At 69.4% G+C, this 16,706-nt stretch carries 16 protein-coding genes; 11 read left to right on the top strand and 5 right to left on the bottom strand.

Annotated features, from left to right (window positions below):
- Nucleotides 1-42: 42 nt before the first annotated feature.
- Together ncot_RS14685 and ncot_RS14680 are read right to left on the bottom strand one after the other, a co-directional pair.
- A complete protein-coding gene (locus ncot_RS14685) occupies nucleotides 43-699 on the bottom strand; it encodes a lysoplasmalogenase (RefSeq protein WP_206064989.1) in 657 nt (218 codons plus the stop codon).
- Nucleotides 699-1,721, bottom strand: coding sequence for an FUSC family protein (locus ncot_RS14680; protein ID WP_240937922.1), 1,023 nt, complete (start codon nucleotides 1,719-1,721; stop codon nucleotides 699-701). The genes ncot_RS14685 and ncot_RS14680 overlap by 1 nt, the downstream gene beginning before the upstream one ends.
- Nucleotides 1,722-1,805: 84 nt before the next feature.
- Here ncot_RS14680 and ncot_RS14675 point away from each other — a divergent pair, with 84 nt between their 5' ends.
- On the top strand, nucleotides 1,806-2,618 hold the full coding sequence (locus tag ncot_RS14675) for a thioesterase family protein (RefSeq protein WP_168618274.1): 813 nt from the start codon (nucleotides 1,806-1,808) through the stop codon (nucleotides 2,616-2,618).
- A gap of 19 nt (nucleotides 2,619-2,637) precedes the next feature.
- On the opposite strand, the gene ncot_RS14670 is transcribed toward ncot_RS14675, so the two are convergent.
- Nucleotides 2,638-3,735, bottom strand: a complete 1,098-nt coding sequence (locus ncot_RS14670; RefSeq protein WP_168618273.1) for a hypothetical protein — start codon at nucleotides 3,733-3,735, stop codon at nucleotides 2,638-2,640.
- Nucleotides 3,736-4,238: 503 nt separating this feature from the next.
- Here ncot_RS14670 and ncot_RS14665 point away from each other — a divergent pair.
- From ncot_RS14665 to ncot_RS14635, 7 genes are all read left to right on the top strand, one after another.
- Entirely contained in the window at nucleotides 4,239-5,687 is a 1,449-nt protein-coding gene (locus tag ncot_RS14665) for an HNH endonuclease signature motif containing protein (protein WP_168618272.1), read from the top strand.
- A 263-nt stretch (nucleotides 5,688-5,950) separates the two neighbouring features.
- The gene (locus tag ncot_RS14660; protein ID WP_240937921.1) at nucleotides 5,951-6,337 is read left to right on the top strand and encodes a (deoxy)nucleoside triphosphate pyrophosphohydrolase; all 387 of its coding nucleotides are present in this window, start codon (nucleotides 5,951-5,953) and stop codon (nucleotides 6,335-6,337) included.
- Between the two features lie 77 nt (nucleotides 6,338-6,414).
- A complete protein-coding gene (locus ncot_RS14655) occupies nucleotides 6,415-6,690 on the top strand; it encodes a hypothetical protein (RefSeq protein WP_168618270.1) in 276 nt (91 codons plus the stop codon).
- Between the two features lie 31 nt (nucleotides 6,691-6,721).
- Nucleotides 6,722-7,627, top strand: coding sequence for an N-acetyl-1-D-myo-inositol-2-amino-2-deoxy-alpha-D-glucopyranoside deacetylase (gene mshB, locus ncot_RS14650; RefSeq protein ID WP_168618269.1), 906 nt, complete (start codon nucleotides 6,722-6,724; stop codon nucleotides 7,625-7,627).
- Complete coding sequence (locus ncot_RS14645; RefSeq protein ID WP_168618268.1) at nucleotides 7,624-7,998, top strand: hypothetical protein; 375 nt, start codon at nucleotides 7,624-7,626, stop codon at nucleotides 7,996-7,998. The genes mshB and ncot_RS14645 overlap by 4 nt, the downstream gene beginning before the upstream one ends.
- 10 nt (nucleotides 7,999-8,008) lie before the next feature.
- The gene (locus ncot_RS14640) at nucleotides 8,009-9,769 is read left to right on the top strand and encodes a VanW family protein (protein ID WP_168618267.1); all 1,761 of its coding nucleotides are present in this window, start codon (nucleotides 8,009-8,011) and stop codon (nucleotides 9,767-9,769) included.
- 48 nt (nucleotides 9,770-9,817) lie between these two features.
- Nucleotides 9,818-10,669: an alpha/beta fold hydrolase gene (locus ncot_RS14635; RefSeq protein ID WP_168618266.1), complete on the top strand. Its 852-nt coding sequence runs from the start codon at nucleotides 9,818-9,820 to the stop codon at nucleotides 10,667-10,669.
- A gap of 13 nt (nucleotides 10,670-10,682) precedes the next feature.
- On the opposite strand, the gene ncot_RS14630 is transcribed toward ncot_RS14635, so the two are convergent.
- Entirely contained in the window at nucleotides 10,683-11,600 is a 918-nt protein-coding gene (locus tag ncot_RS14630; RefSeq protein ID WP_168618265.1) for a GNAT family N-acetyltransferase, read from the bottom strand.
- A 58-nt stretch (nucleotides 11,601-11,658) separates the two neighbouring features.
- On the opposite strand from ncot_RS14630, the gene fdxA reads away from it, so the two are divergent.
- The 3 genes from fdxA (at nucleotide 11,659) to ncot_RS14615 (ending at nucleotide 15,423) form a co-directional block, all read left to right on the top strand.
- Nucleotides 11,659-11,985, top strand: coding sequence for a ferredoxin (gene fdxA, locus ncot_RS14625; protein WP_057325031.1), 327 nt, complete (start codon nucleotides 11,659-11,661; stop codon nucleotides 11,983-11,985).
- A 5-nt stretch (nucleotides 11,986-11,990) separates the two neighbouring features.
- The gene (gene dapC / locus ncot_RS14620) at nucleotides 11,991-13,130 is read left to right on the top strand and encodes a succinyldiaminopimelate transaminase (protein WP_168618264.1); all 1,140 of its coding nucleotides are present in this window, start codon (nucleotides 11,991-11,993) and stop codon (nucleotides 13,128-13,130) included.
- Nucleotides 13,131-13,293: 163 nt separating this feature from the next.
- On the top strand, nucleotides 13,294-15,423 hold the full coding sequence (locus ncot_RS14615; RefSeq protein WP_206064988.1) for an FAD-dependent oxidoreductase: 2,130 nt from the start codon (nucleotides 13,294-13,296) through the stop codon (nucleotides 15,421-15,423).
- Nucleotides 15,424-15,727: 304 nt separating this feature from the next.
- Here ncot_RS14615 and ncot_RS14610 read toward each other — a convergent pair whose 3' ends face one another.
- Nucleotides 15,728-16,699 (bottom strand): hypothetical protein, encoded by a 972-nt coding sequence (locus ncot_RS14610; protein ID WP_168618263.1) that lies wholly within the window; start codon nucleotides 16,697-16,699, stop codon nucleotides 15,728-15,730.
- Nucleotides 16,700-16,706 lie beyond the last annotated feature (7 nt).

The raw sequence follows: 16,706 nt of genomic DNA, 5'->3' as shown, positions 1-16,706 counted from the left end.
GATGGGCCAGGAACCCGTTCGGGGGTGGTGCCAGGACCACCCTCAGTCGGTGGGCTCCTGGACGCCGAGCACGATCAGGACTTGCGCGACGACGTAGGTGAGCATCACCCAGAAGCTGTCGTGCGCGATCTCGACGTCGGAGAAGGCGCCCAGTGCGATCAGTCCGTCGGAGACGAGGAACATCGCGCCGCCTGCCCAGACGAGAGGGTTCACACCGGTGGCGAGCACGGCCATCGTGCCCAGCACCAGGCCGTAGACCAGCACCGGGACCAGCAGCGCTCCCGCGCCGGGTGCGCACAGGGCGACCAGCACCGCCACGGCCACGACGTACGGCGCGAGCGCGATGCGGCCGACGTGGAGGACGGACCGTGCGGCGTACGGCAGGAAGGCGCGGACATAGGCGACCTGGGCGAGAAGGAAGAACCCGATCATCAGCAGGAACGCCGTGTCGCCGGAGGCGAAGCGGGGCGCGGTGTCGCCCAGCCAGCTCAGCCCGAGGGCGACCAGGGTGAGCCGTACCAAGGTGGTGCGGGGCGCTTCGGTCGCGAACCAGAGGGCCGCCGCGAGCAGCGCCATCAGCAACGGCTGGGTGGGGTCGGCGATGCGGTCGACACCCATCCACTGCGCGCCGAGGTGCACGCCGGTGACGACGGAGAGCGCGGCCAGGGCCAGCACCACGGGGAGACGGTGACCGGGCATCAGGCTCGCCTCCGGTCGCGGGTGAGGTATCCGATCAGGACGCCGATCACCGCCCCGACCAGCGTCTCGACGCCCCGGTCGAGGAGCAGGGTGCCGGTGGGTGTCGGTGCGACGATGTGCACCATCAGCAGCGCCAGTGGCGTGATCACGATCAGGGCCAGTGCGTAGTTGCGACCGACCAGGAGCTCGGCACCGACCTGCAGGAGCACGACCAGCAGGATCAGCGCGAGGGAGGGGAGGTCGAGGCTGAGCAGCACTGCGGCCAGCACCAGGCCGAGGGCGGTGCCGACCACGCGCTGGACACCACGCACGACCTGGGGCAGCAGGTCGCGCACGGTGAGCGGGACCACGGCCGAGACCATCGCCCAGTAGGGGTGCCCGACTCCCATCGCGGTGGCCAGGCCACCGGCGACGAGCACTCCCGCGACGTTGCGGGCGATGTGGCGCCGGGCCGTGGCCGACCAGACGATGCGACGACGACCCGTCTGTCGGCGGGGGTGACCGGCGCGGACGTGCCTCCACGCTGCTCCCAGCGAGCCGACCAGCACGGAGAACGTCGCGGAACCGGCCGCGACGGCCAGGGCAACGGGGATGTCTCCGACGTCGGCAGGGATGGACGCGACGGCGGCGAAGCCGAAGATCAGGAAGAGGGTGCCCGGCGGGTGCCAGTCCTGCACCTCGGAGAACCAGGAGCCGATCGCGGCGACCAGTCCGGCCACCGGGACCGCCAGCCAGGCGCGTTCGTGTGACGTGGCCACCCAGGCTCCGAGACCCACGGACCCCGTGAGCAGCACTCCCAGCGTGACCTGCATCTGCGTGCGCGAGAGCCCGACGTGGTTGCGGCCGTAGAGCGAGGTGAAGGCCCCGAACGCGGCATAGATCGACCAGTCCACCCGGTCGAGGGCGAGCAGCAGGAGCAGCGGCACCGCCACCGAGACGCCGGCGCGGAAGGCGACCCGGTGGGCTCCGTTGTGGGGACCCATCCTCAACGCGGCTCGGGTGATGCTCTGACGATCTGGCACTCGGTCATTGTCCCTGCCCCGGCTGCGCGAGGACGTCGGGCACCATGGCACGGACAGCTCGGGCCTCCACCTAGGATTCGTCGCATGGGACACGAGTTCGATCGCGACACCGACGTCACTGCTGTCGGCGAGGGCGAGTACGCCGCCGAGCTGGCGCCGGGCTGGGTCGTCGGTGGCGGGGTCAACGGCGGCTACCTGCTGGCGATCATCGGCAACGCCTTGAGGGAGACCCTGTCCGGCAAGCCTGACCCGATCGCGGTCACGGCCTACTACCTGGCCGCCTCGAAGCCCGGACCCGCCACGATTCGCACGCGGATCCTGCGGGACGGTCGCGGCACGAGCACCGTGGCCGCCGACCTGAGCCAGGACGGCACTGACTGCATCACCGTGCTGGCCACCTACGGCGACCTGTCCACGTCGATCGATGACGTACGCACCACCGCGGTCGAGCCAGAGCTGCCGCCGCTGGAGGAATGCCTCCCGACGTCGATGGCTCCGGAGGAGATCCGGCGGATCGCCCCGTTGATGTCGCGCTTCGACCTGCGCCTCGACCCGGCGTACGCCGGATGGGCAGTGGGGGAGCCGAGCGGCAACGGCATCATCCAGGGATGGTTCAGGCTCAACGACGACCGCGACCCCGATCCGATCTCGTTGCTGCTCACGGTCGACGCACTGCCACCGGTCACGTTCGACCTCGGCATCCCGGGCTGGGCGCCCACCCTCGAGCTCAGCGCCCACGTCCGCGCGATCCCGGCAAAGGGGTGGCTCAAGGTGCGCCACGAGACCCGCAACCTGGCCGGCGGGATGTTCGAGGAGGACTGCGTCGTGTGGGACTCGGCCGGTCGACTGGTCGCACAGTCCCGCCAGCTGGCCAAGGCGCCGCGACCACAGGAGTAGGAACCGGGCAGGCGTCCGGTCAGCTGCGCTTGTCGAACCACGCTCGCTTCATCGAGTAGACCCAGCGCCGGTTCGGGTGCTCCGTCACCGACCACAGCTCGTCGGCCGCGGCGACGTAGGAGAGGTCCTCGCAACCGATCGGTGTGGCCCACCGGTGCTTGCGGAACCTGCCGGGCCTGCCGACGTACACGTTGCCGGGGAAGATCGGCCCGTTGGAGGCGGTGGCGTAGTAGGTGCCGCCGGTGACGACCACTCCCTGCATCTGGACGACCCCACCGTCCTCGAGCATCAGCGGCCGGGAGAAGCCGTCGTCGGCGACGACGAGGTGCATGCTCTCCGCGTCGATCGGGTAGCGCGCCAGACGGGTGGTCTGCTCACCGCGACCGTATTCACCGACCACCAGCTCCGGCGGCTGGGCCGAGCGGTCCAGCGACATGAACGAGTAGCGCATCTTCTCCAGTCCCTCGGCGGAGAAGGCCTTGTAGGAGAACCGCACCGGGAGCACGTAGCGGTAGCCGAAGGAGGCGACCTTGTCCTCGGAGGCGTCGAGCTTGAGCCGGTCGGGGACGCCGCGCTCGTCGGGAACGCGCAGGATGTCGTCGACCCGGCAGGTCATGAATCCCCGTGAGGTCGCCGCGATGTGCAGGTAGGGGCCGGCCCAGACGATCCCACCGGCGTGGACGCTCAACGGAGCCAGCGTCATCGTGCCGTCGTCGCCGAGCGTGGGCACGACGAGCAGCACGTGGCGGTACCTCAACGTGTCGAGGTCGAGGATCGTGATGCGAGATCCCTTCTTCACCCCCTCGTGCTCCTTGGCGTACCACGTGGTCACCAGGAGGCGGCGGCCGCCGAAGTCACCGGTGTCGGAGGCGTCGGCCGTGGTGGTGATCCCCTGGGGCCACCAGCGTCGGCTGCGGCAGTCGGACCGGTCCCACCGGTAGGCCCGGTGCACAGCACGGCCGAAGGCGAAGAAGCTGCGCCTGGCCCTCCGGTTGAGGTCCTGGATGACGCCCTCGATGCCGACCCGTCCGCCCAGTCGCTGCGCCAACGCGTCGATCTCGTCGATGTTCTCCTCGGTGCGGTGGAGGTGGATTCCCTGGACGAACTCGAAGGCCATGTCCTCACGTTAGCGTCGCCTCCGACGGTGGTTGAGGAGCGAGGAACGAGCGTCTCGAAACCGCGCCGTACGTCGCCCCCGCCGGTGGTTGAGGAGCGAGGAACGAGCGTCTCGAAACCGCCCCGTACGTCGCCCCCGACGGTGGTTGAGGAGCGAGGAACGAGCGTCTCGAAACCGTGCCCCGCGCCGTACGCCGTCCCCGGCGGTGGTTGAGGAGCGAGGAACGAGCGTCTCGAAACCGTGCCCCGCGCCGTACGCCGTCCCCGGCGGTGGTTGAGGAGCGAGGAACGAGCGTCTCGAAACCGCCCCGTACGTCGCCCCCGCCGGTGGTTGAGGAGCGAGGAACGAGCGTCTCGAAACCGCCCCGTACGTCGCCCCCGCCGGGCCGAGATCACAGCACCGGCAGACCACCTGGCAAAGATTCTGAAAATTCTTTCTCCGAAGCCTGTGGAGAACCCCATTTCCGGGTGTCGGCTGTCAGTTCTCAGTGATGCAATGGACTCATGCTCGAAGTCGATGCCGCACTCCACCCGTTCGAGGTCTCTGACCTCGGCGGTGAAGCGCTGTTCGATCTCATCTCCGACGCCCGCGATGCTGAGTTCCGCAGCGACCGTCGCAAGGTCAGGTTGGCTTATCAGCTCTGTGTGACCAACCCTGCTGGCCCTGGCATCGACCCGGCGACGTGGGGTGACGGGCTCCCCGGGATGGCGGGTGACTACGACGCCACGTTGGGTGGCGAGGGCACACCGTTGGTGGCGCGGTTCGTGGTGGAGGACTGGGCTGCGGCGACCCGGAAGTCACGTGGTTCGGGCCAGCAGTTCCTGGCCAACACGTTGGACCTGCACCACCGGCTGCCACGGACCCACGCCCGCTTCGAGGATCTCGAGTTGGAGTTGTGGAGGGCTTTCCAACTGGCCGAGGAAACCCACGACCTCTCGCTTGAGGCAGCCCGGTGGATCGATGCCCGCGTTGCCGAAGTCGGGTCGTATTCGTTCAACGCGATCGCGAAGGCGGTGAAGCTCGGGGTGGCGAAGTTCCACCCCGAGAAGCTCGAGGACGACAACGGGCTCCCCGGCAAGGTCGACTGGGACGTCAGCGTCGACCACAACCAGGGCGCAGAGGGCACCAGCACCCTCGAGGCCATCGGATCTTCGTTGGATCTGGCGAAGTTCCACGATCTCGTCTCCGATGAGGCGACCACGATGGGACGCCTCGGCGACACCGACACGTTGGGCCAACGCAAGGCCAAGGCCCTCGGGGTCATCGCCGACCGGCAAGCATCGTTGGATCTGCTGGGGATCCTCGACCAGGACCCGCCGGTCCACCCGGAGACCGGGGAACCGGTCATCCCGCGCAAGTCCTACTTGAAGGCGCGCCTGTTCGTGCACCTGTCCCTCGCGGATCTGGCCACGATGTGTGCGGGCTCCGCCACGATCCCGGCCGACGGCACCGAATCGCCCCGTGGCCCGCTCGGGTCAGGTGACGCTGTTCGCCCGGGGTCGGAGAGCCCGGTCGGGGTGGTGGAGTCGAACCTGTTCGGGCCGGCCACCACGCACCTGATCGCCGGTTATCTGAAGCAGCTCGGTGCTGATGCCCGGGTGACGCCGGTGATCGACACCACCAAGGTGTGGGCGGTGGATGTCCATGATCCGCCGCAGGCGATGCGGGACCAGGTCACCGAACGTGATCGGCACTGTGTGCATCCACACTGTGGCCGGTCGTCGAAGACCTGCGATCTCGACCACATCGTGCCGTTTGATGACACCGGTCCGTCGGGCCAGACGAACCCGGAGAATTTGGCGCCGTTGTGTCGTCGACATCATCTGTTGAAGACCCACGGCGGCTGGCGTTATCAACGAAACCGCGACGGGACGTATACCTGGACCAACCAGCACGGCCGGAGTTGGTTGGTCACCGACAGCGGAACAGTCGAGCTCACCCAAGAACCCTGAATCAGCGTTGGTTGAGGAGGTCGCCCAGCGACCGTCTCGAAACCAACTCCCAGTCAGGGCACCGACACATCAAGCACCGGCCAAACACGTAGCACCACGACAGCAGGCCCACACCAAGGACAAGAACCCGGTGGCTGGGCCTACTGCCACGCCCGCCCGCAGTAACCGAGCGTGGTCTCGACGGTCGGGCTCGTCCTCGCCCGTCGATCACAGGGCTCGACATCTGAGGTCTGCTCATCCCAGACATGGCAAGGTGTCCCACCATGAAGCCAGTGGTCGGTGCCGCGATCCTCCGGGACGGCTGCGTTCTGGCGGCTCGGCGTACGTCGCCGCCCGAGGCCGCGGGCCGCTGGGAGTTCCCCGGTGGCAAGGTGGAGACGGGGGAGACCCCGGACACTGCACTCGCCCGCGAGATCGCCGAGGAGCTCGGCTGCAGGGTCGACGTACGACTCTGGCTGTCCGGCGCCGTTCCGATCAGGGACACCCACGAGCTGACCGTGGCCACGGCCGAGATCATCGAGGGCGAGCCGGTCGCGACCGAGCACGACCTGCTCCGCTGGCTCGCCCCGGAGGAGCTGGACGACGTCGACTGGCTCGAGCCGGACCGTCCCTTCCTCGCCGAGCTCCGCGGAATCCTGCTCGACGGCTGATGGTCAGTGGGACTGCCGGAACCGGCCGCGGGGCCACTCGTGGCGCGACTGCCCGCGCTGATGGGGATACTGGAGCCGTGAGAGGGATCTTCTTCGAGGAGGACGACGCGCAGGCCGTCGTCGCCCAGCTGCTGCGCGACGGGTGGGAGGCGTCCGTGCAGCGCGAGCGCCTGGCCGGCGAGGACGACGACGAGGACCACCCGTGGGCGGTGCTCACCGATGCTCCCGACATCGTCTTCGAGGTGCTCGTCGACCAGTACGACGGGTGGCTGGATGCCGAGGAGCAGGCTCCCGCAGCAGCACCACTCGACCTCCCCACCGCACCGAAGCGGATCAAGCGCACCGAGCGATAAAAGGTGGCACCCTGCAACTAGGCTGGATCCCATGACCGAAGACCAGCGCCTCCTGCTCGTGCACGCCCACCCCGATGACGAGTCGATCGGCCAGGGCGCCACGATGGCCCGCTACGTGGCCGAGGGCCGCGGCGTCACCCTGGTCACCTGCACGGCCGGCGAGATGGGCGAGATCCTCGTCCCCGAGCTGGCCCACCTTGCCGCCGACAAGCAGGACGGCCTGGGTGAGCACCGTCGCGGGGAGCTCGAGAACGCGATGAAGGAGCTCGGCGTCACCGACCACCGCTTCCTCGGCGGTTTCGGCAGCTACCGCGACTCCGGGATGAAGTGGCACGCGGACGGGCATGCCGTCGCTGCCGACGAGACGCACGAGAACGCCTTCTGGAATGCGGACCTCGCCGAGGCGGCGAACCACCTGGTCACCGTGATCCGCGAGGTGCGCCCGCAGGTGCTGGTCACCTACGACGAGTTCGGCGGCTACGGCCACCCCGACCACATCCAGGCCCACCGGGTGGCGATGTATGCCGCCCAGCTTGCTGCGGTGCCGTCCTACAAGCTCGACCTCGGTGAGCCGTGGGAGGTCGCCAAGATCTACTGGACGGCGATGAGTGAGGGCCGGATGCGCGAGAGCCTGCGCGCGATCCGCGCGTCCGGCGACACCGAGACCTTCGAGGGCATGGACCCCGATGGTGACCTCGGCCCGTTCGTGACCCCGGACGACCAGCTCGCGGCGCGGGTCGACGGCTCGGCGTTCATCGACCAGAAGATGGCGGCCCTGGCCGCACACGAGACCCAGATCGAGAAGGACGGGTTCTTCTTCAAGGGGGCCGAGAGTGGCCATGCGTTCTGGGGCGAGGAGTTCTTCCGGCTGGCCAAGGGGAAGCAGGGCCCGGTGGGTGACGACGGCCTCGAGACCGATCTCTTCGCCGGGCTGTGACCTGGCCGCCACGCGGACCGTTGCTGGCCGCGTCGACGTTGCTGGCCCTCGTCATCGGCGCGGGCACCGGCATCGCCTCGTTGGCGGTGCACGAGAAGTCGTGGCTCTGGCTTGCCCTGGCCCTGGCCGCCCCTGCCGCCACCACCGTGGCACTGCCTGCCGGCTGGCTGCGGTCGGGGTTCTGCCTCGGCTGGGTCAGCCTGGTCCTCGTCGCGCTGCAGACCCGGCCCGAGGGTGATTTCGTGGTGATGTCCAGCACCCGCGGCTACACGGTGTTCGGCTTCGGCATGGCGCTCCTGATTGCGATGATCGTGACCATCCCGGCACGCAGGCGGTCCAAGGAATCGGAATCAGCCACCCGCCCAACCTAGGATGGCGGCCGTGAACACCAAGCCCTCCCGCGAGAGCAACGGCGGCCGTGTCGTCATCCTGACGGTGCTCGGCCTCATCGTCCTGTTCGGTGGCGGCTACGTTGCGGCGTACGCCGGAGCCGGCGCCAAGGTGCCGCGCGGTGCCACCGTGGCCGGTGTCGAGATCGGCGGCAAGACCCACGATGACGCCGTCGAAGCACTCGAGTCGGGACTCGCCGAACGCACCGACCTCGCCGTCACCGTCGAGGGCAAGCCTGCCGAAGTCACGGCCGAGCAGGCGGGCATCTCGGTCGACGCGTCGGCGTCGGTCACCGAGGCCGGCGGTGGCCGCAGCTGGTCGCCCTCCCGCCTGTGGGACTACTACACCGGTGGTGACGACGTCGATGCCGTGGTCGAGGTCGACGACGAGTCCCTCGCCGCGACGGTCGAGCAGCTGAACGACACGTTCGGCACGCCCGCCACGGACGGCTCGGTGGTGTTCCAGGACGGAGAGGTGAAGCGCACCGACTCCAAGGTCGGCGAAGAGGTGGACGTCCAGGCAGCACGTGCCGGCCTGACCGAGGCCTACCTCTCCGACGACGAGGTCGACCTCGAGCTGGTCGAGGCGGAGCCCGAGGTCGACGACGCCGACGTCCAGGAGGCACTCGACAACTTCGCCAACGCAGCAGTCTCCGGTCCGGTGACCCTGGTCTTCGACGAGTCGCCGGTGAAGCTGACCCCGAAGGAGTACTCCCCGGCGCTGAGCATGAAGGCCGAGGACGGAGAGCTGGTCCCCGAGCTCGACGAGAAGCTGCTCAACAAGCTGGTCAAGTCGAAGATCTCCGACCCCAAGGGCCAGCCCGTCGATGCCTCCTTCACGGTGGTCAACGGCAAGCCGAAGGTGGTCCCGGCCAAGCCCGGCGTCGACTACGAGGCCTCCGACATCAGCTCGGCCTTCCTCGACCTGGTCGGTGACAGCGGCAAGCGCACGGTGAAGGTGAAGGCCACGGTCAAGAAGGCCGACTTCACCACCGCCGAGGCCAAGAAGCTGGGCATCAAGACCCGGGTCTCCACGTTCACCACCAACTTCCCCTACGCCGAGTACCGCAACGTCAACCTCGGCCGCGCCGCGGAGCTGATCAGCGGCACCGTGCTGGAGCCTGGGGAGACCTTCTCGCTCAACGACACCGTCGGCGAGCGGACCGCCGAGAACGGCTTCACCAAGGGCTACATCATCAGCAACGGCGTCTACCGGTCGGAATTCGGTGGCGGCGTCTCGCAGATGGCGACCACCCTGTTCAACGCCATGTTCTTCGCCGGCCTCGAGGACGTCGAGCACCGGCCGCACTCGTTCTACATCGACCGCTACCCGGTGGGTCGTGAGGCGACGGTCGTGTGGGGCGCCCTGGACCTGAAGTTCAAGAACGACACCGAGCACGGCGTCCTGGTCGAGTCGCACCTCACCCCGGCCACCTCGGGGAGCCAGGGCGCGCTGACGGTGTCGATGTACTCCACGAAGACGTGGGACATCACCACCAAGACCGGCGAGCGCTACAACTTCACCTCCCCGGGCACGCGCACCCTGCCGGTGGAGGGCTGCACCCCGAACACCGGCTACGGCGGCTTCGACATCAACGTGTGGCGCTACTTCCACAAGCCCGGCTCCGACGCCATCGAGCGCACCGAGAAGTTCCACACGACGTACACGCCCTCGGACACGGTGATCTGCAAGGACCCGCCGGCCCCGAAGCCGGACAAGCCGAAGCAGGACGACAAGCCCGGCGACGACTGATCGGCACGCCGTGGCGTGACACGACGCCACAGGCGTCGTTGAGCAGGCATGCGTTCCTTCCTGCTTGCCCTTCTCGCCCTCACCGCGGCCGCGGCGGTCGCCCTGGTCCCGACCGCATCGGCGCAGGCCGACGGTTTCCCGGTCCCGTTGCCCACCTCGCCTGCCGGTGACCCTCCGGGCGCCAACGACTGGAGCTGCCGGCCGACCGCGCAGCACCCGAGCCCCGTGGTGCTGGTGCACGGCACGTTCGGAGACCGCAAGAACCTCCTCGAGAACCTGTCCCGGGGCATCAAGACCGCCGGGTTCTGCGTGTTCTCCCTCGACTACGGCAACCGCGCGACCGGCGACATCGCGGAGTCCGCGAAGACCCTCAAGAAGTACGTCGCCAAGGTGCGTCGGGCGACCGGGGCCCAGAAGGTCTCCCTGGTCGGCCACAGCCAGGGTGGGATGATGCCGCGCTACTACATCAAGTTCCTCGGCGGGGCGAAGGTGGTCGACGACCTGGTCGGGATCGCGCCCTCCAACCACGGCACCGACGCGATCGGCAACCTCAGGCCGCTGATGGGCCTGACCGGGCCGATCCTCGACGTGGTCTGTCGCGCCTGCAACCAGCAAGGGACCGACTCGGCGTTCCTGCGCAGGCTCAACGCCGGCGACGAGACCCCCGGCAGGGTGAGCTACACCCAGATCACCACCACCCACGACGAGGTCGTCGTCCCGCACACGTCGGGCTACCTCGAGCCCGGGCGGCGCACCACCAACCTGACCCTCCAGAACGCCTGTCCTCGCGAGCTGGCCGAGCACCTGCTCATCCCGTTGGCCAAGCCGACCGTGAGCTGGACGATCAACGCGTTGAAGCGCCGGGGCCCGGCCAGCAAGACCTTCCGCCCGGCCTGCTGATCCAGCCGGCGGCTCAACGGGCGGCCAGGTACCTGTAGGCGTGGTGGGTGACGAAACCGAGTCGCTCGTAGAGCGCGAGCGCGGCGGTGTTGTCGCTGCGCACCTGGAGGTAGGCCGTGGTGGCACCCAGGGATGCCCCCCAGTCGACGAGCTCGGCCAGCAACAGCGTGGACAGTCCCTGGCGGCGAGCCTCCGGGGAGGTCCAGATGTCGTGCAGGCCGAGCCAGTCGTCGTCGACCGCGGCCCGGGCCCGGGCGCGGTCGCCGAAGGCGGCCACGGCACGGACGCCGTCGTCCTCGACGTCGATGCCGTCGGGCGGCGTCGGGAGCGCCCGGTGGAGCCGGGAGAGCGCGACGACCTGGAACAGCGTGTCGGCCTCGTCGGGCCGGGCAGCCACCCACCCGAGCGAGCGCAGCGCATGCTCCTGCTCGGAGTCCACGACCACCTGCGCCCATGCCGGGCGGCCGAGGGGGGTGTAGAAGTCGACGGTGGCGGCCGCCGCGTCGGCGTACGGCATCCCGGGGTCGCCCATCGCCAGCACGGAGCCGGCACGCGCGATCTCCTCAGGGGTCACGTCGCTGCGCAGCACCCAGTCACCGAGGGCCCGGGTGGGGACGTCGGGCCACATCGTGAGCGAGTGCAGCTCGGCATCGCGGGCGGACACGCGGTGCCGCACGGACGGGCGAGGCGGAACCGGCTTGCCCGAGACGATGTCGGCGAGCGGGATCGTCACCTCGGGGCCCGACTCCGGGGCCACCACACACGCGCGGGCACCCCACGACGTGCAGATGCCGAGCAGGTCGGTCATCGCCGGACCCCCGGTCGGTCCGGTCTCCCCGCGCACCAGTCGACGCACCACGACACGCTTGCCGACGACGTGCGGACCGAGCGTGTGCCTGCCCACGTCGTGGGAGTCGCCGACGGAACCCATGTGGCGGATACTAGGCTGTAGGCAGCAACCCAGCTTCAGTAGTCCTCAGGAGGATCTGGTGACCTACGTCATCGCCCAGCCGTGCGTCGACCTCAAGGACCGCGCATGTGTCGACGAGTGTCCCGTCGACTGCATCTACGAAGGCAAGCGCATGCTCTACATCCACCCGGATGAGTGTGTCGACTGTGGTGCCTGCGAGCCCGTGTGCCCCGTCGAAGCGATCTTCTACGAGGACGACACCCCGGAGCAGTGGAAGGACTACTACGACGCCAACGTGCAGTTCTTCGACGACCTGGGCTCGCCCGGTGGCGCCGCCAAGATGGGTGAGATCGACAAGGACCACCCGTTCGTCGCAGCGCTCCCGCCGCAGAACCAGGACGACTGAAGTCGGTGGTTGAGGAGGCGCGCCAGCGCCCTCTCGAGAACCCGTTGTCCGGGCGACTCCCCGACTTCCCGTGGGACAAGCTCACCTCCTTCGCCGCTCGCGCACGCGAGCACGTCGACGGTATCGTCGACCTCTCAGTCGGTACGCCGATCGACCCGACGCCGCAGGTCGCCCAGGACGCGCTGATCGCGGCGGCCGACAGCCCGGGCTACCCGGTGACCATCGGCAAGGTCGAGACCCGTCAGGCGATCATCGACTGGATGGCGCGCACCCTGGGTGTCACCGGCGTCGGTCTCGACGGGGTGCTGCCGGTGATCGGCTCCAAGGAGCTGATCGCCAGCCTGGCCCTGCACCTGGGCGTCTCCAACGGAGACCTCGTCGTCTTCCCCCGACTGGCCTACCCCACCTACGAGGTGGGGGCTGCCATCGTCGGCGCACGCACCCTCGCCGCGGACTCCTTGACGGCGATCGGGCCGTCGGTCCCGAAGATCCTCTGGATCAACTCGCCGTCCAACCCGACCGGCAAGGTGCTGCCCGTCGACCACCTGAGGAAGGTGGTCGACTGGTGTCGCCAGCGCGGCACGATCCTGGTCTCCGACGAGTGCTACATCGAGATGTCCTGGGACGCCGACAACCCGCCGATCTCCGTGCTGCACCCCGATGTCTGCGGCGGCAGCCACGAAGGCATCATCGCGGTGCACTCGCTCTCCAAGCGCTCCAACCTGGCCGGGTACCGCTGCGCCTTCATCGCCGGTGACCCGGCGCTGGTCGGTGAGCTGCTCGCGGTGCGCAAGAACCTCGGACTGCAGATGCCCGGCCCGCAGCAGCTGGCGATGATCGCGGCGCTCGACGACGACGCGCACGTGGTCGACCAGCACGCGCGCTATGCGGCGAGGCGGGCCAAGCTCAAGGAGGCCCTCGAGCGGGCCGGCTTCCGCATCGACAACTCCGAGGCGTCGCTCTATCTCTGGTCGACCCGTGGCGAGGACTGCTGGACGACCGTCGAGTCGTTGGCCGAGCTCGGCATCCTGGTCGCCCCCGGCTCGTTCTACGGCAGCGCCGGTCACGAACACGTGCGGGTGGCGTTCACCGCCACCGACGAGCGCATCGACCGCGCCGTGGAACGCTTGGCCACCCTGGGCTGAGGGCTGCCGGCGTACGCCTGCACAGGCCGGCGTACGCCTGCACAGGCCGGCGTACGCCTGCACAGGTCGGCGTACGCCTGCTGCGCACTGGTCGTCCGTGCCGCTGTCCCGTTGAGTGGGGCATCCGGCGCCGTCGGAGATCGGGTGCACCTAGCGTGCCGGTGTGTCCAGGAAGACGAAGAGCGCCTCAAAGGCCCACCCCCACCTCCTCTCGGCCGGTCGCATCGGCGTGATGGAGCTGTCCAACCGCGTCGTGCTGCCCGCCATGGACATGAACGTCTGCGTCGACGGCGAGATCGAGCAGGCCGACATCGACCACTACGTGGCCCGAGCCGCGGGTGGGACCGGCCTGATCATCACCGGGGCCAGTGCCGTCGCGTACCCGGTCGGCGCCACGAGCACCAAGGAGCCGGGCCTGTCCGACGACAGGTTCCTGCCGGGGCTGACCGCGCTCGCCGAGGCGGTGCACGCCGCCGGGAGCAAGCTGTGCGTGCAGAGCACCCACCACGGCAAGGTCGCCCGCATCGACACCCTCAACGGCCGCCCGCTGCTGGTGCCCTCGGAGCCCGACTACGCCGTCGACATGGGTGCCCTCGCCGACAACACGATCGAGGAGCTCACCAAGATGGGCTCGGTGACCGCCGGCCGGAAGCCCACCTTCCACACCGCGACCGCCGATGACATCAGCTGGTTGGTGGAGACCTGGGTCGATGCCGCGGACCGGGTGATGCGCTCGGGTGCCGACGCGATCGAGATCCACTGCGCCCACGGCTACATCCTCGGCGCGTTCCTCAACCAGCGGGACAACCGTCGCACCGACGAGTACGGCGGCTCCCTGGAGAACCGCGCCAGGCTGGCCTGCGAGGTCATCGCGGCGGTGAAGGCAGCGGTCGGGGACCGGCTCGCCGTCATCGTGCGTGTCGCTGGCGCCGAGTTCGGTCAGGAGGGCGGCCTGACCAACGAGGAGTCCTGCGCCGCCTCCGCACTGTTCGAGAAGGCAGGTGCCGACGCGATCCACGTCACCGGCTGGGGTCGCAACCCCTTCGCCAACTTCACCGACGGCCCCTTGCCCAACCGGGTCGGCGCCTATGTCGACCTGGCCGCCGAGGTGAAGAAGCACGTGGGGATCCCGGTCATCACGGTCGGCCGGGTGCTGCCGGACGTGGGGGAGCAGGCCATCGCCGAGGGACGCGCCGACTTCGTGGCGATGGGGCGCCAGCTGCTCGCCGACCCGGACCTGGTCAACAAGCTTGCGGCGGGGGCTCCGGAACAGGTGCGCCCGTGCATCAACTGCTATGTCTGCGTTCAGGAGAACTTCTGGGACGACACACCCCTGTGTGCCGTCAACCCCGCGCTGGGCGTCTCGCCACCGCTGGTGCCTGAGCCGGCAGAGGCCAAGAAGCACGTGCTGGTGGTCGGCGCCGGCCCCGGTGGGCTCGAGACCGCCCGGGTGCTCACCGAGCGCGGGCACCGAGTGACGGTGATCGACAAGTCCGACCGGCTCGGCGGGACGCTGTGGTTCTCCAGCCTCACCACGCCCGACAACGAGAGGCTGCTCGACTGGCTGACGTCGGAGGTCGCCCGGTTGGGCATCGAGGTGCGCCTCGACACCGAGGCCACCACGGAGACCGTTCGCGCGCTGGCGCCCGACCACGTCGTGGTGGCCACAGGAGCGGTCCGGCCCCGCCCCGCCATTCCCGGTGGCGACCTGCCGCACGTGCACACGGGTGACACGCTGCGCAACCTCGTCCTGGGCAGCGCCGGGGCCACCGACGGGTCGCGTCTGCTCCGCACGATGGGCAGGCTCGGCAAGCTGTCGGGGATCACCAAGAGCCCCGAAGCGATCCGGCGGCTGACGAAGACGTTCCTGCCGCTGGGCAAGGACGTGGTCGTCATCGGTGGGTCGCTGGTCGGTCTGGAGCTCGCCGAGTGGTTGGCCGAGCGTGGCCGCAACGTCACCCTGATCGAGCCGGGCAAGGCGCTCGGCCTGCCGATGGCGATGCCACGGCGCTGGACCGCCGTACGCCGGGCTGGCGAGCTGGGCGTGGTCGTTCACCGGGAGGCGTCCGTCTCCCGGATCACCGCCGACCGGGTCGAGTTCACCGTCGGTGACCAACAGCTCAGCGCTGCGGCCGACGTGGTCATCCACGCCGACGGCACCACCTCGGGTGCGCCTTTGGCCGACGAGCTGCGGTCCGGTGGGTGGAGCGTGGACGTGGTCGGCGACGCGAGCCAGGTCGACTACATCGAGGGTGCCATCCACTCCGCGTGGGAGGTCGCTGCGAAGGTCTGACCCGCGCGACGTCATACGTGGTGGTCGTTCGGGGCGCCGCGTCGTATGACGTTGCGGTGGGCGGCGATGCGGCGAAGGTCTGACCCGCGCGACGTCATACGTGGTGGTCGTTCGGGGCGCCGCGTCGTATGACGTTGCGGTGGGCGGCGGCGCGGCGAGGGTCTGACTCGCGTGACGTCATACGTGGTGGTTGTTGGGGGCGCCGCGTCGTATGACGTTGCGGCGGCGGCGGCGGCGGCGGGGCGACGCGGCGGCGGCGGCGGCGGGACGTTGCCCGGGGCGGCGTGGCGACGGGGCGGGAGCCTCAGTCGTGCACGTCGACGTGCACGTGGTCGCGGTGCTCGAGCACGGCGATCGTCTCGGGTGACTTGCCGGCCGTGTCACCCGGGTCGTAGTCGCGCCAGCCGTCCGCCGAACGTCGTGCCGTCCAGATCATGTCGTCGAAGATGACGGTGGAGATCTCGAGTCGATCGGCCTGCGCGACCAGGTAGTAGGCCATCGCCCACCCCAGCTTGCGTTGCGGGTCACCGATCGGGCGGAAGAACACGTCGATGGCGCGGCCCTCGTAGTGCGCCGAGCCCTCCATGTGCCCGGAGTCGACACCCTGCGGGGAGAACCCGCCCAAGGCCTGGCTGCCGAAGGCTGCCTCCAGGTCCTCGCGCACCGCGGCGGCTCGCTCGGTCAGCCCGGCTGCGTCGAGCCGGTCCGACTCGTCGTCGGGGGTGCCCCTGACCTCACAGGTGAACTGGCCGTCCTGGGAGTTCCCGGTCAGCGCCGATGCCAACGCGCGGCCGTCCTCGGCGTGGTCCTCGTAGGCCTCCGGGAACCCGGAGCGCTGCACGAGCTGGGCGGCCTCCGTGATGCGCATCTGCTCGTAGCCGTCGATCTTCACGAGCGCGTCGTAGAACGCGTTCGTGGAGTAGTAGGGGTTGAGGATCTCCTCGCGACTGCCCCACCCCTGGGACGGGCGCTGCTGGAACAACCCGAGCGAGTCGCGGTCGCCTGCCTCCAGGTTGACGATCTTGGATTCTTGGTACGCCGTGGCGAGGGCGATGCTGACGGCGCGCGCCGGCAGCCCGCGCCGGGTGCCGATCGCCGAGATCAGCGCGGCATTCTCGGCCTGCTCGAGACTCAGCTCGACCTCGTGGCCGTCCACCTCGGCGGTGCACACCTCGGGGTCGGAGAACGGTGGGAAGCCCCGGTCGACCGCGATGGCGACACCGGCCACGACCGCGACGACTGCTGCTCCACCGGCCACCCAGCCACGAATGCCCATGGGAGCT

Source organism: Nocardioides sp. JQ2195 (genome assembly GCF_012272695.1).
GTDB lineage: Bacteria > Actinomycetota > Actinomycetes > Propionibacteriales > Nocardioidaceae > Nocardioides.
Note: the sequence above shows the minus strand (reverse complement) of the source record. Positions and strands in the feature narration are given on the sequence as shown.

Excerpts from the sequence above, each read along its gene's own strand:
- ncot_RS14630 (WP_168618265.1), bottom strand. The coding sequence starts at position 11,600 with ATGGGTTCCGTCGGCGACTCCCACGACGTGGGCAGGCACACGCTCGGT.
- ncot_RS14635 (WP_168618266.1), top strand. The coding sequence starts at position 9,818 with ATGCGTTCCTTCCTGCTTGCCCTTCTCGCCCTCACCGCGGCCGCGGCG.
- ncot_RS14665 (WP_168618272.1), top strand. The coding sequence starts at position 4,239 with ATGCTCGAAGTCGATGCCGCACTCCACCCGTTCGAGGTCTCTGACCTC.
- ncot_RS14675 (WP_168618274.1), top strand. The coding sequence starts at position 1,806 with ATGGGACACGAGTTCGATCGCGACACCGACGTCACTGCTGTCGGCGAG.
- mshB (WP_168618269.1), top strand. The coding sequence starts at position 6,722 with ATGACCGAAGACCAGCGCCTCCTGCTCGTGCACGCCCACCCCGATGAC.
- ncot_RS14670 (WP_168618273.1), bottom strand. The coding sequence starts at position 3,735 with ATGGCCTTCGAGTTCGTCCAGGGAATCCACCTCCACCGCACCGAGGAG.
- ncot_RS14610 (WP_168618263.1), bottom strand. The coding sequence starts at position 16,699 with ATGGGCATTCGTGGCTGGGTGGCCGGTGGAGCAGCAGTCGTCGCGGTC.
- ncot_RS14685 (WP_206064989.1), bottom strand. The coding sequence starts at position 699 with ATGCCCGGTCACCGTCTCCCCGTGGTGCTGGCCCTGGCCGCGCTCTCC.
- ncot_RS14660 (WP_240937921.1), top strand. The coding sequence starts at position 5,951 with ATGAAGCCAGTGGTCGGTGCCGCGATCCTCCGGGACGGCTGCGTTCTG.